10 protein-coding genes are annotated in these 15138 nt (G+C 62.0%); 9 read left to right on the top strand and 1 reads right to left on the bottom strand.

The features are described 5' to 3' along the window. Positions 1 to 134 precede the first annotated feature (134 nt). The 8 genes from hutC to JAB8_RS19155 all read left to right on the top strand — a co-directional run bounded on the left by hutC (position 135) and on the right by JAB8_RS19155 (position 10732). Positions 135 to 854, top strand: coding sequence for a histidine utilization repressor (gene hutC, locus JAB8_RS19190; RefSeq protein ID WP_070224202.1), 720 nt, complete (start codon positions 135 to 137; stop codon positions 852 to 854). A 331-nt stretch (positions 855 to 1185) separates the two neighbouring features. Then, complete coding sequence (locus JAB8_RS19185; RefSeq protein WP_070224301.1) at positions 1186 to 4509, top strand: PAS domain-containing hybrid sensor histidine kinase/response regulator; 3324 nt, start codon at positions 1186 to 1188, stop codon at positions 4507 to 4509. Between the two features lie 73 nt (positions 4510 to 4582). After that, positions 4583 to 5041 (top strand): response regulator, encoded by a 459-nt coding sequence (locus JAB8_RS19180; protein ID WP_070224201.1) that lies wholly within the window; start codon positions 4583 to 4585, stop codon positions 5039 to 5041. A gap of 314 nt (positions 5042 to 5355) precedes the next feature. Further along, positions 5356 to 5682, top strand: coding sequence for a thioredoxin TrxA (gene trxA, locus JAB8_RS19175; protein WP_070224200.1), 327 nt, complete (start codon positions 5356 to 5358; stop codon positions 5680 to 5682). Positions 5683 to 5837: 155 nt separating this feature from the next. Beyond that, positions 5838 to 7100 (top strand): transcription termination factor Rho, encoded by a 1263-nt coding sequence (gene rho, locus JAB8_RS19170; RefSeq protein WP_034746249.1) that lies wholly within the window; start codon positions 5838 to 5840, stop codon positions 7098 to 7100. A 306-nt stretch (positions 7101 to 7406) separates the two neighbouring features. Next, positions 7407 to 7676 carry a type B 50S ribosomal protein L31 gene (locus JAB8_RS19165; RefSeq protein ID WP_034746247.1) on the top strand — a complete coding sequence of 90 codons (270 nt, stop codon included), beginning with the start codon at positions 7407 to 7409 and terminating at the stop codon, positions 7674 to 7676. A gap of 152 nt (positions 7677 to 7828) precedes the next feature. Beyond that, entirely contained in the window at positions 7829 to 9553 is a 1725-nt protein-coding gene (locus tag JAB8_RS19160) for a glycosyltransferase (protein WP_070290998.1), read from the top strand. 198 nt (positions 9554 to 9751) lie between these two features. After that, positions 9752 to 10732 (top strand): choice-of-anchor A family protein, encoded by a 981-nt coding sequence (locus JAB8_RS19155; protein WP_070290997.1) that lies wholly within the window; start codon positions 9752 to 9754, stop codon positions 10730 to 10732. Positions 10733 to 10812: 80 nt separating this feature from the next. Here JAB8_RS19155 and JAB8_RS19150 read toward each other — a convergent pair whose 3' ends face one another. Next, complete coding sequence (locus tag JAB8_RS19150) at positions 10813 to 12492, bottom strand: AMP-binding protein (protein ID WP_070290996.1); 1680 nt, start codon at positions 12490 to 12492, stop codon at positions 10813 to 10815. Positions 12493 to 12625: 133 nt separating this feature from the next. Between JAB8_RS19150 and JAB8_RS19145 the strand changes: the two genes are divergently transcribed. After that, a complete protein-coding gene (locus JAB8_RS19145; RefSeq protein WP_070290995.1) occupies positions 12626 to 14989 on the top strand; it encodes a DNA polymerase II in 2364 nt (787 codons plus the stop codon). The last annotated feature ends 149 nt before the right edge of the window (positions 14990 to 15138 follow it).

Genomic DNA, 15138 nt, shown 5'->3' with positions numbered 1-15138 from the left:
CCCGCGCGCGCCACACTCCGGCGCTTGCTTTTGAATTCAAAAAAGGCTGGCGGCGCCTGCCTTGCTCGGTGCTAAAATCGGCCATCGCGCCTCCAGCCGGCGGCGCGCCCTGCCCGCGCCTCGGAGAAACCGCATTGGACGATCATACTACCCAGGAAAATACGCCCATTTTCCAGCGCATCAAGGATTTTCTGCTGGCCGGCATCGCCGCCGGGCGCTGGAAGGAAGGCGACGTGATTCCCTCCGAGCAAGCCCTCGTGAAACAATTCGGCGTCTCGCGCATGACGGTCAACCGCGCCGTGCGCGAACTGACCAGTGAACAGGTGCTGACGCGGCGCCAGGGTTCCGGCACCTATGTGGCGCAGCAAAAATACCAGGCGACCTTGTTGGAAATCAAGAGTATCGCCGATGAAGTGCGGGCGCGCGGACATATCCACCGCAGCAGCCTGCAATTGCTGGAACGTACGAAAGCCTCGGATTTGCTGGCCAAGCAATTCGGCCTGCCGCCGGAACACCCGCTATTCCACTCGCTGATCGTGCATTTTGAAAACGGCGTGCCGATCCAGGTGGAAGACCGCTGGGTCAATCCCGAGTGCGCGCCCGACTACATGACGCAGGATTTTTCCAGCATCACGCCGAACGAATACCTGATGGCCGCCGCGCCCCTGCAAGGCGCCACCTACAGCATCGAAGCGCTGTCGGCGCCGCGCGACATCGCCGAAATGCTGGCCATCGACACGAAACAGGCGTGCCTGGTCCTGCGCCGCCAGACGCGCTCGGGCGGCAAGATCGCCTCGATCGCCACCATGTGGCATCCCGGGCACCGATATCAGTTTGCCGGCAGTTTCACCTAAAGGCTATCGCCTCGATTGAGTAGCACGATTTCGCGCCGACTTTCTCTCAGATTCTCACCAAATCGCGAAAAAAACAGCCATTCCGGGGCAAAAAAAATCCCGTTTTGGCTGTTTCAGAACTTAAATACCCCGAGCAAATATTCGATGCTATAGTTGCCGCCAGAAAGCGCCGCAGGCGTTTATTTGAGCGCGCATCATGCACTGTCAGCCCAGTTCCATCATGCCCCAGAAAGGGATGCATTTGTCGTATTGCAGCCACACGAGTTTCAGCGCATCACGCCGACGGCGCCCTGCGCTGCATCGTCTCGCTCATACGATGCTGGCGGCAGGCATGACGCTTTCCTTGCCGGTGCAGGCGGCGGTACACGGCATGGCGCCAACATTGCTATGGCCTTACGCTGCCGCCAGCGCCACCGCCCTGGCGGGAGTGGCTTGCTGGCAAGCCTGGCGGCTGCGGCAACAGTTGCGCCGCCTGCTGCTGCCCGCGCATGCCCTGGCCGAACAGGACGCCGGGCAAGCCTTGCGCGGCGCGGCCATGGCTGGCTGGACCTGGCGACGACAGGCCGACCGGCTGCAGTTCGCGCCCCAGTACCAGGACGTGCTGGGCGACAAAAGCGCCAGGCTCGACCATGCACTGGACGAGTGGCTGGCCGAAGTGCACCGCGACGACCGCGCGCGCCTGAGCCTGGCCTTTCGCCAGCATCTGGATGGCCAGGCGCCCGGCACCTTCAATTGCGAATTCCGCTTGCGCCACAGCGACGGCCACTGGCGCTGGCTGCTGGCGCGCGGCGCCGTGCTGACACGCGCCTCGGATGGCGCCGCCACGCAGGCCAGCGGCATCGTCTGCGATATCAGCGAACGCAAACAGGATGAGCAATCGCGCATGCGCTCGATGCTGGAAGCGGCGCCCGAAGCCATGCTGGTGGCCGACGTCGAAGGCAAGGTGCACTACGCCAACCAGATCGGCGCGCGCTGCTTCGGCTATCCGCTGGCCGAATTGACGGGTATGTCGTTGGAGCAATTGGTACCGGAAAGCACGGCCAGCCACTCCGTGGGCGACCCGCAAGCGCGGCACAGCCTACCGGGCCGGGTGATGATGGCGCGCCGCCGCGACGGCACGCACTTCCCGGCCAAGGTCAGCCTGTCGCCGCTGCGCATGGCCGGGCAAGTATTTTCCATCGTCTCGCTGCGCGACATGACGCAGCGGCAACGCGCCGAGGAAGCGCTGCACGCCAGTTCCGAACGCTACCGCCTGATCGTGCAGACGGCCGCCGAAGGCATCTGGATGACGGATGCGGACGGCAAGACCACCTTCGTCAACCCGAAGATGGCGCACATGCTCGGCTACACGGTGCAGGAAATGCTGGGCCGTCCCCTGCTCGACTTCATGGACCGCGACAGCCAGCTGCTGATGCAGCGCCGCCTGGCCAGCCACGGCAGTGCCGCCAGCCAGCCGGATCAGGTCGATTTCCGCTTCTTCCGCAAAGATCAGTCGAGCCTGTGGGGCTTGCTGTCGAGCACCAGCATCCAGTCGGACAACGGCGAGCCGGGCGGCACCCTGGCGATGATCACCGACATCACGGAGCGGCGCCAGGCGTCGATCGCCCTGTCGAACTCGAGCCAGCGCATGGCGTCCGTGTTCGGCGCCGTGACGAACGGGCTGGTGGTGCAGGACAGCCACGGCCACATACTGGAAAGCAATGCCGCTGCCGAGCGCATGCTGGCGGCCAGTCCGGCCGGCAACAGCCTGTGGCAAGCGATCCACGAAGACGGTTCCCCCTTCGACCAGCGCAGCCATCCCGTGCACATCACCCTGTCGACGGGTGTCGCCATGCGCGACGTGCTGATGGGTGTGCAACAGCCCGACGGCAGCCTGTCGTGGCTGTCCGTAAATACCGAGGCCATCCGCGATGAATACGGCAAGGTGGGCATGGTGGTGGCCAGCCTGACGGACATCACGTATCACAAGCGCAGCGAGAGTGCCTTGCGCGAACTCAATGAACATCTGGAAGAGCGCGTGGCGCAGCGCACGGAGCAGCTGGACCAGGCCAAGCAGGTGGCCGAAGAAGCGAGCCTGGCGAAGGGGCAATTCCTGGCCAACATGAGCCATGAAATCCGCACGCCGATGAATGGCGTGATCGGCATGGCGTATCTGGCCCTGAAAACGGACCTGGAACCGCGCCAGCGCGATTACCTGGAAAAAATCCGTTTTGCCGGCGAACACTTGCTGGGCATCATCGACGACATTCTCGACATTTCGAAAATCGAGGCGGGCAAGCTGGAAATCGAGCGCGTCAACTTCAGTTTCGACCACGTCGTGCAAACGCTGATGACGGTAGTGGCGCCGCGCGCCGCCGGCAAGAACCTGGAGTTGCTGTTTGAAATCGACCCGCAATTGCCGGCCGTGCTCGTGGGCGACCCATTGCGCCTGGGACAAGTGCTGATCAACTACGCCAATAACGCCATCAAGTTCAGCGAACAGGGCAGCATCACCGTGAAGGTGCGCAAGGTGGTGGCAGACGCCAGGCACTGCCTGGTGCGCTTTGAAGTATGCGACCACGGCATCGGCCTGTCGCAGGATGAAATGAGCAAGCTGTTCCAGTCCTTCCAGCAGGCCGACACGTCCACCACGCGCGAATATGGCGGCACGGGCCTGGGCCTGGCCATCTGCAAGCAGCTGGCGCAGCTGATGGGCGGCGACGTGGGCGTCGACAGCCGTCCCGGCGCCGGCAGCACCTTCTGGTTCACGGCCAACCTGGGCATTTCCGACCAGGCGGCACCCGCCATGCTCGACAGCATGGTGCAGACGGCGGCGGCCATGCGCGCCAGCGCCGACGCGGCCCTGGTGATGCGCACGCTCAAGCATGCGCGCATCCTGCTGGTGGAAGACAACACGTTTAACCAGCAGGTGGCGCTGGAATTGCTGGAAGAAGCGGGCGCCTCCGTCTGCCTGGCCAACAATGGCGAGGAAGCGCTCGACCTGCTGCGCCAGACCCAGTTCGACTGCGTGCTGATGGACGTGCAGATGCCGCTGATGGATGGCTTGCAGGCGACGCGCCACATCCGCGCCGACCCGCAGCTGGCGCACCTGCGCGTGCTGGCCATGACGGCCACGGCCACCAGCGAAGACCGCGTGCGCTGCCTGGACGCGGGCATGGACGATTTCATTTCCAAGCCCATCCAGCCGGCCATGATGTACCAGACCATCGCCAGCTGGCTGCCGGCGCGCGACACGCCGCCGCCACCGGCGCGCAGCCGCGCCGCACCCGCCTTCAAGACGACGCTGGCGGGCGACCCGCAGGTGATCGACCTGTCGATCCTGGCCAAGCTGCTCGGTTACAACCCGGAAAAGGTGCGCAAATTCGCCTTCAAGTTCCTGCAGACGACGCAGGATGGCTTTGGCGACATCGATGCGGCCCTGGCGCGCGGCGACGTGCACCAGGTGCGCGAACTGGGACACCGCATCAAGTCGTCGGCGCGCACCGTGGGTGCCCTGGGACTGGCCGAGCTGTGCCACAACCTGGAAACCCTGGCGCCGGGCGAAGCGGCCGACGAGGCAGAACGGGCCCGGCACATCGTCGCGCGCCTGTGGCCCCTGCTGGAACAGATTACCGAACAAATCATGAATAACACCAGCTTTGCCAATGACGATTAGCTACCGCCAAATTCCGTTAAGGCAAGGTATCGGCATCGACAGCGATGCAGCATATCAATAGGAAGACAGGACGATGACTACTGTATCAAACCAAGCAAGCCGGGAACACAGCGAAGCAGGCCTGGCGCCATTGCGCGTATTGCTGCTGGACGACGACGTTTTCATGCTCGACGTGCTCAGCGACATGCTCGAGCAGATGGGCCCGTTCGACATCCGCTGCGAGTCGCACAGCGAACAGGCGCTGGCCACTCTGAAGCAGCACCAGCCCGACCTGCTGATTTGCGACCTGTCCATGCCCGATATCGACGGCATCGAATTTTTGCGCATGGCGGCTGAAAACGGCTTTCGCGGCGGCGTAGTCCTGCTGTCGGGACTGCATTCGGCCGTGCGCCTGGCGGCCGAACGCCTGGCCATGGCCAACGGCCTGCATATATTAGGCACCTTCCGCAAGCCGATGGAAAGCGCGGAATTGCAGCTCATGGTGAACTTGCAACTGCAGCACACGGCGCGTCAGGCCGGCGCGCAAGCCTGAGCGCGGAGCCAGGCCGGGAGGCGGGACACGGCGCCGCAAGCCAGCAGGCATGCGGCTTTGCCGCCCTGGCGGCACGCGCTGGAGCGATATGCTGGCGATATGCCTCAAGTTTTTCTGCAATAATCGCCACGCTTTGAAAAAATGGGTTATTATTTCAGCCATCCCCGCCTGCATACCTCTGGTCGCACCTTCCAAGAACATTGAATTTGTGCCCATTGCCCCCATCTTCTCACTGCATTCCAGGAAGCATGGATGGCGAACCAGCGTATGGTGAATTCCAGGCATTATTGATCCCACCCTCATTTGAGGAAAATATGAGCGAAAATATCAAACACATTAGCGATGCATCTTTTGAAGCAGACGTCCTGAAATCCGAGTTGCCAGTACTGGTCGACTTCTGGGCAGAATGGTGCGGTCCCTGCAAGGCCATCGCCCCGATCCTGGAAGAAGTGGCCAAGGAATACGCCGGCCGCATCGTGATCGCCAAGATGGACGTGGACGCCAACCAGGCGGTACCTGCCAAGTTCGGCATCCGCGGCATCCCGACCCTGATCCTGTTCAAGGATGGTGCTGCAGCTGCTCAAAAAGTGGGCGCCATGGCCAAGGGCCAGTTGACCGCTTTCGTCGACAGCAACATTTAATGTATGATGGGCAGCGCTGCGCCCGCAGCGCCGCCTGACTGGATAGACCGGGAAGCGGCTTTGCCTCATTCGTGCACAGCCTTCCCCAATAATTAATCAACGCCACGCAGTCCCCTCCCCTACCTTTACATCCCGTCTCGGGACACTCAACACATATGCATTTATCCGAACTAAAGGCCCTACACGTATCCGCCCTGCTTGAGATGGCGATCGGTCTTGACATTGACAACGCAGCCCGCTTGCGCAAACAGGAGCTGATGTTCGCTATCCTGAAAAAACGCGCCAAGTCCGGCGAACAGATTTTTGGCGACGGCGCCCTGGAAGTGCTGCCTGACGGCTTCGGCTTCCTGCGCTCGCCTGACGCCAGCTACATGGCGTCCACCGACGATATTTACATCTCCCCTTCGCAAATCCGCCGCTTCAATCTGCACACCGGCGATTCGATCGAAGGCGAGGTACGGACCCCGAAAGATGGCGAACGCTATTTCGCACTGGTCAAAGTCGACAAGGTCAACGGCGAATCGCCGGAGATGTCGAAACACCGCATCCTGTTTGAAAACCTGACGCCGCTGCACCCGAACGAGCCGCTGCGCCTGGAACGTGAAATGAATGGCCAGGAAAACATCACCGGCCGCATCATCGACCTGATCGCCCCGATCGGCAAAGGCCAGCGCGGCTTGCTGGTGGCGTCGCCGAAATCCGGCAAATCCGTAATCCTGCAGCACATCGCCCATGCGATCACGGCCAACCACCCGGATATCACCCTGATCGTGCTGCTGATCGACGAACGTCCGGAAGAAGTGACCGAAATGCAACGCTCGGTACGCGGCGAAGTCGTCGCCTCGACCTTCGACGAGCCGGCCACGCGCCACGTGCAAGTGGCCGAGATGGTGCTGGAAAAAGCCAAGCGCCTGGTCGAAATGAAAAAAGACGTGGTCATCCTGCTCGACTCGATCACCCGCCTGGCACGCGCCTACAATACCGTCATCCCTGCCTCGGGCAAGGTCCTGACCGGCGGTGTCGACGCGAACGCGCTGCAACGTCCAAAACGCTTCTTCGGCGCCGCGCGCAATATCGAAGAAGGCGGCTCGCTGACCATCATCGCCACGGCGCTGATCGAAACGGGTTCGCGCATGGATGACGTGATCTTTGAGGAATTCAAGGGTACCGGCAACATGGAAGTGCATCTGGAACGCCGTTTGGCCGAAAAACGCGTCTACCCGGCAATCAACCTGAACAAATCGGGTACCCGCCGCGAAGAACTGCTGATCAAGCCGAACGAGCTGCAAAAAATCTGGATCCTGCGTAAGTTGCTGTACTCGATGGACGAGATCGAGGCGATGGAGTTCATTCTCGACAAGATGAAGGCGACCAAAAACAACGCCGAATTCTTCGACATGATGCGCCGGGGCGGCTAAATTCCCCTGCCGTGTATCGTAGGTCGGATTAGGCCCGCAGGGCTGCAATCCGACAACATTGTTGGCAAAGACGGTGGTGGTGTCGGATTACGCGCTAGCGCGCTAATCCGACCTACGTTGCGCCCGGCGTAAGCACACGCGATCATGCAAAGCCGCTCATTGAGCGGCTTTTTTATTGCCTGCGCCCCGAAAGCGCTATATAATCGACGGTTGCATTATTTTAAACCTGGCAAGTGATCGGCAATCGGGTCAAGAAGCAGGACGACCGACGAAGTGCTGTTTGGCTACCAAACTAGAGAGAAGACCATGAAAGTCGATACCCATCCAGAATACCGCGAAGTTGTTTTCCACGATCTGTCGTGCGATTTCAAATTCGTTACCCGCTCGACCATCCAAACCCGCGAAAAAATCACCCACGACGGTAAAGAATACCCACTGGTGAAGATCGAGGTTTCGGCTGAATCGCACCCATTCTTCACGGGCAAGCACAAAATCGTCGATACCGCCGGTCGCGTCGAGAAGTTCCGTCAGAAGTTCGGTTCGGTTGGTTCGAAAACCGCAGTCGCAGCAGGCTGATTTTTGCCGCTTTGCGGCAAAACAGGGCAGCTCCGGCTGCCAGAGAAAAGGCAGCCACGGCTGCCTTTTTTGTCTTTGGCCGCTTTACTTTATACTCGCGCATACCCGACGCCATTCGTCGCGTCTTGCCACTATTCTGATACCGATTATCGATGAAGCCAGTCCGCCTTCCCGCCGCTGCCACACTCGCGCTGCCACGATGGGCCTTGTTTGCGCTCGGCCTGCTGTACATCCTGCCTGGCCTGATCGGCCGCGAACCGTGGAAGAACGATGATGCCGCCAGTTTCGGCATCATGTGGACCATGGCGCATGGCGGCCTGAACGACTGGCTGTGGCCCAACATCGCCGGCCTGTCGCTGCTCGATGAAGGCCCGCTGGCCTTCTGGCTGGGCGCCATCTTCATCAAGCTGTTCAGCTGGATCGACGGCGACGTCTTTGGCGCGCGCATGTCGACCATCGGCATCTTCGTCGTCAGCACCCTGTCCGTCTGGTACACCGCCTTCAACCTGGGCCGGCGCAACGACGCCCAGCCGCTGCGCCTGGCCTTCGGCGGCCAGCCCGAGCCGGACGACTTCGGCCGCACCCTGGCCGATGCCGCCGTGCTCATCTACCTGGGTTGCCTGGGCCTGCTGCAGCACAGCCACGACATCACGGCAGAAGCGCTGTACGTGTCATTGATGGCTTATTTGCTGTACCGCGCCGTGCGCTACATGGAAGGCCCGTCCGTGCGCAATGCGGCCCTGCTGGGCCTGGCGCTGGGCGGCCTGACCCTCGCGCGCGGCTGGATCACGCCGGCGGCGCTGAGCATCGCCCTGCTGCTGTGCACCGTCTTCCTGCGCCTGCCATTGCTGCGCAGCGTGCGCCACCTGGCACTGGCCATCCTGATCGGCATCGCGCTGACCCTGGTGTGGCTGCTGCCGGGCGAATGGCTGCAACCGTACGGCCATTCGCCGCTGCAAGCATGGATGGAATGGAATTGCCGCCAGTTCAGCGCCCCCAGCCTGAAAAGCCTGCAGTATTTCTGGCGTGTCGGCATCTGGTTCTTCTGGCCCGCCTGGCCGTTCGCCGCCTGGGCCGTGTATGCCTGGCGCCGCCAGCACCACGTGCTGCACATCGTCGTGCCGCTGACCTTTGTCGCCATGCTGGCCATCCTGGGCCTGTGCCATCCCGATCCCGACCCGAGCCAGCTGCTGCCGCTGCTGCCGCCGCTGGCCGTGATGGCCGCATTTGGCTTGCTGACCATGAAACGGGGCGCCATCAACGCCATCGACTGGTTCTCCGTGATGGTGCTGACCATCTGCGCCCTCGCGCTGTGGCTGTTCTGGTTCGCCATCCTGACCGGCTGGCCGCCGAAACTGTCGCATAACGCCCTGAAACTCATGCCCGGCTTCAAGCCCGAGCTGGACTTGCTGGCCTTCTTCGTCGCCGCCTGCGCCAGCGCGGGCTGGGTGGCGCTGGTGCACTGGCGCATCTCGCGCCAGCCAGCCGTGCTGTGGCGCGCCGTGGTGCTGTCGTCCGGCGGCCTGATCCTGATCTGGGTGCTGATCATGACCCTGTTCCTGCCGCCGCTGAACTACAGCAAGAGCTACGCCAGCGTCGCGCACCAAATTTCCGTCCACCTGCCGCCGGGCACTACTTGCATCAACAGCAATGTCGGCGCCGCCCAGCGCGCCTCGTTCGCCTACTACGGCCACCTGCCGTTTGCCAATGTGGGCCAACAGCATTGCGACGTGTTCTTGTTGCAAGACAGCATTAAAGTTCCGGATAACAAGGAAAAGCTGCCGGAACACCACGGTGCGGATTGGATCAAGCTGTGGGAAGGACGCCGCCCCACGGATGACGTGGAACGCTTCCGCCTATACCAGCGCGTCAGATAAACAGCAAAAAACCGGGCCAGCCCCGGTTTTTTTATGTCCGCAAAACAATTGCTGCCCCTAGGAAAAGTGTTGCCTTAAAATATAGTTAATTACCTAAATTGAACTAACATTGTTTTTTATATTATAATAGCCGGCTGCGCGATGGCGGTGTGTTGCTTTCCCGCCCGAATCGTCCCCTAATTGACTATGAGATTGTCCATGAAATTATTTGCTACCCGTACCTTGCCGCTCATCAGCGCCGCCCTGTTCGCCTTCTCCTTCAGCGCTTCGGCGCAAGCGACCGTGGTCGACCTCGGCGTTGCCAATGGCTATTCGGCCTTTATCTTCGGCAACATCGGCAGCAGCGGCGCCAGCGGTTTTACCAGCGTCGGCGGCAGCATTGCCGCTGGTGGCAATATCTACCTGGACAACTACAATGTCGGCACGAATAAAAAGCCAGGCAGCGCCGTCAATTCGGTCGTTGCTGGCGGCAACCTGAACACGGGCTGGGGCACGCTCAGCGGTTCGGCCGTGTACGGCGTCAGCAACCCCAACGCCACCCTGACGGCGCCGCAATGGTTCCCAACGAACAACATCAGCAAAGGCAATACGTCCACCCTGGACTTCGCGGGCGCCAAGCAGCAACTGACGACCCTGTCGGGCGACGTGGCCAAACTGCAATCGAACGGTACCGTGATTTCGCAGTACGGCAACATGACCCTGGTGGGCAATGTCAACGCCGACGTGAATATTTTCAACATCGATGCGTCGAACCTGCATAACCTGACCCTGGACCTGTCCTCGCTGAAAAGCACGGCCAGCATCATCATCAACGGCACGGCCACCAACATCACCATGAGCGGCGGCTTCGACAATTTCGCCAGTTTCGCCAACCGCACGCTGTTCAACTTCGCCAACGCCACCACCACCAGCCTGCAGAACGTCGGCATCAACGGCAGCATCCTGGCGCCGCACAGCGCGTTCTCGGGTTCGGGCGACATGAACGGCACCCTGATCGCCAATTCGGTCAGCTCGATCAATTATGGCCATGTCGCGATGAACGGCTCCGGCTTCAACACGGTCAACGTGTCGGCCGTACCTGAGCCGGGCACCTACGCCATGCTGCTGGCCGGCCTGGGCTTGCTGGCCTTCATGCGCCGCCGCACGCCAGCGCGCGCACCGCAAGCCGCGATGGCCTAAGCTTTACGCTGCATCAATAAAAAACACCGGGCCGCGCAAGCGTCCCGGTGTTTTTTTATGCCCGGCAGAAAAGATGGCGCTTACTGGGCGCCGAGTCCCAGGTCGTTGGCCACTTGCTGGCGCAGCAGATACTTCTGGATCTTGCCCGTCACCGTCATCGGAAATTCCTCGACGAAGCGCACGTAGCGGGGAATCTTGTAATAGGCGATCTGCCCGTCGCAAAAGGCGCGGATGTCCTCGCTGGTGGCCTGCGTGCCCGGACGCAGGATGATGCAGGCGCACAGTTCTTCGCCATACTTGGCGTCCGGCACGCCCACGCATTGCACGTCGAGCACGCTCGGGTGGCGGTACAGGAATTCCTCGACTTCGCGCGGATAGATGTTTTCGCCGCCGCGTATCACCATGTCCTTCGAACGGCCGACGATGCTGCAAAAGCCGTTTGCGTCGATGACGGCCAGGTCGCCCGTGTGCATCCAGCGCGCCGCGTCAATGGCTTCGCTGGTTTTTTCAGGATCTCCCCAGTAGCCCTGCATCACGGAATAGCCGCGCGTGAGCAATTCGCCCTTTTCGCCGCGCGGCACGATGCGGCCTTCCGCATCGATGATTTTCACTTCCAGGTGCGGGTGGACCCGGCCGATGGACGAGACGCGCATCTCGCGCGGGTCTTCGATCGACGTCTGGAAGCTGACGGGCGACGTTTCCGTCATGCCATACGCAATCGTGATTTCCGCCATGTGCATCAATTCGATGACCCTCGTCATGACTTCCATCGGGCATGGCGAGCCGGCCATGATGCCGGTGCGCAAATTCGACAGATCGTATTGTTTAAAGTCAGGATGATCAAGGATGGCGATGAACATGGTGGGCACGCCATGCAAGCCCGTGCAGCGCTCGGCCTGCACCGTTTCCAGCACGGCTTTCGGATCGAAGCCTTCGCCGGGAAACACCATGGCCGCGCCGTGCGTGACGCAGGCCAGGTTGCCCAGCACCATGCCGAAACAGTGGTACAGGGGCACGGGGATGCACAAGCGGTCCCGTTCCGTCAGGCGCATGGCTTCGCCGATGAAGAAACCGTTGTTCAGGATATTGTGGTGCGTCAAGGTGGCGCCCTTCGGCGCGCCCGTGGTGCCGGACGTGAACTGAATGTTGACGGCGTCGTCAAACTGTAAGGTAGCGCTCACTTCTTCCAGGCGCGCCAGGTCGGCGTCCGTGATGCCGTCCATCACCGCGTCGAAATTGTGCATGCCTGGCGTGGCGGCCACGCCCAGGCGGATGACGTGGCGCAATTGCGGCAGGCGCGGCGACTGCAGGGCGCCGGCGCGCGCACGGGCGATTTCCGGCACGACGTCCTGCACGATGGCCAGGTAATCGCTGGACTTGAAGCTGGGCGACAGGATCAGCGCGCTGCATTGCACCTTGTCGAGCACGTATTCGAGTTCCGAGCGGCGGTAGGCGGGGTTGATGTTGACCATGATCAAACCGGCTTTCGCCGTGGCAAACTGGGTCAGCACCCATTCCGCGCAATTCTGCGACCAGATGCCGACCCGGTCGCCCGGCTGCAAGCCCAGTTTCAACAGGCCGGCGGCCAGCCGGTGCACGCGCTGCTGGAACTCCAGATACGTCCAGCGCACGTTCTGGTGCGCCACGATCAGGGCGTCGTGCTGGCCGTAGCGCTCGGCGATGCCGTCCAGGTAGGCGCCTATCGTTTCGCCGATCAACGGCGTCTCGTGGGCGCCGTGTACATAACTCATTGCTTGCATGCTGTCTCCAGGGTGTGTGGCGCGGCGCGCTCTTGTTATCGTCTTCGATGCTGAAAATTATAGCCGCAACCGCCCCCGCCCTGCGTCAGCTTGCTGTAATGTGCAGGCCAGCACACCAGATACTCACGGCACCATGACAGGCAACGCGCAGCACCCGCCCGAACAGGGCTTCATTTTGACCCGCCACTGGCGCGACACGCCCGCCGGCACGGAGGTCGATTTCTGGCTGGCAACGGATGCCGGGCCCCGCCACGTGCGCCTGCCCGTGCAGACGGCCGTGGCCTTCCTTCCCATGGAGCAGCAGGAGCAAGCGCAACAGCTGCTGCGCGGCGAGCGCCATGCCGAGCTGCGTCCCCTGTCGCTGTGCGATTTTCACCACCGTCCCGTGCTGGGCCTGTACTGCAAGCAATACCGGCATTTGCTGAAGCTGGAAAAGCAGCTGCGCGCGCACGGTGTCGACGTGTACGAAGCCGACATCCGCCCGCCCGAGCGCTATCTGATGGAACGTTTCATTACGGCGCCGGTAAGCGTCAAAGGGGAAACAGGGCAGGACGTGCAGCTGAAACCGGCACCCGGCTACCGGCCCAGCTTGAAACTGGCCTCGCTCGATATCGAGACGACGGCCCATGGCGAGCTGTATTCGCTGGCCCTGGAAGGCTGCGGCCAGCGCCAGGTCTACATGCTGGGGCCGCAAAACGGCGGCGATGAGCTACTCGACTTCGACCTCGAATACTGCGACAGCCGCGCACAGATCCTCGAGCGCCTGAACACGTGGATGGAGCGGCACGATCCGGACGCCATCATCGGCTGGAACCTGGTGCAGTTCGACTTGCGCGTGCTGCGCGAACACGCCGAGCGCTACCAGGTACCGTTGAAACTGGGACGCGGCGGCGCCGTCATGGAATGGCGCGAGCATGGCGGCAAGCAGGAGCATTACTTTGCCGCCGCCGCGGGACGCCTGATCATCGACGGCATCGAAGCCTTGCGCTCGGCGACGTGGAATTTTTCTTCGTTCAGCCTGGAAAACGTGGCGCAGACCTTGCTGGGTGAAGGCAAGTCCATCGACAACCTCTACCAGCGCATGGCCGAGATCGACCGGCGGTTCCGCGAAGACAAGCCCGCGCTGGCCCGCTACAACCTCAAGGATTGCGAGCTGGTCACGCGCATCTTCGCCAAGACCGAGTTGCTGACCTTCCTGCTGGAACGGGCCAGCGTGACGGGCCTGGCGGCCGACCGCAGCGGCGGCTCCGTGGCCGCCTTCGAGCACCTGTACTTGCCGCTGATGCACCGGCAGGGTTACGTGGCGCCCAACCTGGGCGATGTCTCGGGCGAAAACAGCCCCGGCGGCTTCGTCATGGATTCGCAGTCGGGCCTGTACGATTCCGTGCTGGTGCTCGACTATAAAAGCCTGTACCCGTCCATCATCCGCACTTTCCTGATCGACCCAGTGGGCCTGGTGGTGGGCACCAGCGGCGACGAGGCCGATACCGTGCCCGGCTACCGGGGCGCGCAGTTTTCACGCGTAAAACATTGCCTGCCTGCCATCGTGAAACAGGTGTGGCAAGGGCGCGAGGCGGCCAAGCGCGAGCGCAACGCGCCGCTGTCGCAAGCGTTAAAGATCATCATGAACGCGTTTTACGGCGTGCTGGGGTCGAGCGGCTGCCGCTTTTTCGACCCGCGCCTGGCCTCGTCGATCACCCTGCGCGGCCACGACATCATGCACCGCACGCGCGAGCTGATCACCGAGCAAGGTTATCAGGTGATCTATGGCGACACGGATTCCACGTTTGTGTGGCTCAAAACAGCGCATACGGATGAAGAGGCAGGCAAGATCGGCCGCGCCCTGGTGGCGCATGTGAACGCCTGGTGGGACGCCCATCTGCGCGAAGAATTCGGCCTCGAGAATGCGCTGGAACTGGAATTCGAGACCCATTACCGGCGTTTCCTGATGCCCACCATCCGCGGCTCGGAAGAAGGCAGCAAGAAGCGCTACGCGGGCCTCGTGGGCAAGCCCGACGGCAGCGAACAGATGGTCTACAAGGGCCTGGAAACGGTGCGCAGCGACTGGACGCCGCTGGCGCAGCAATTCCAGCAAGCCTTGTACCTGCGTATCTTCCAGCGCGCCGCCTACCAGGACTATGTGCGCGACTACGTGGCGCGCACGGTGCGCGGCGAGTTCGACGCCTTATTGGTCTACCGCAAGCGCTTGCGCCGCCCGCTCGACGATTACCAGCGCAACGTGCCGCCCCACGTGCGCGCGGCGCGCACGGCCGACGCCTACAACCTGGCGCAGGGCCGGCCATTGCAATACCAGAACGGCGGCTGGATCAGCTATGTCATCACGGTGGCGGGGCCGGAACCGCTGGAAACGCAGCGCTCGCCCATCGACTACCAGCATTACCTGACGCGCCAGCTGCAGCCGGTGGCGGACGCCATCTTGCCCTTCCTGGGCGACGATTTTTCGCGCCTGGTCTCGGGACAACAGGATTTGTTTTAGATCAATTTTACTGACCTGCGCGGCCAAGCTGAGGTAATATCGGCGCCTGCCGGGCCAGTCCGCGGGCGCTGTGCGCCGGGGCAGCGTAAAATACGCCTTGGCGAAAGAATAAGAGCTGCATGAAGAAGAAGATGCCATTCCAGACGAGA

It is taken from the genome of Janthinobacterium sp. HH106 (genome assembly GCF_001758725.1).
Classification (GTDB): Bacteria; Pseudomonadota; Gammaproteobacteria; order Burkholderiales; family Burkholderiaceae_D; genus Janthinobacterium.
Note: the sequence above shows the minus strand (reverse complement) of the source record. Positions and strands in the feature narration are given on the sequence as shown.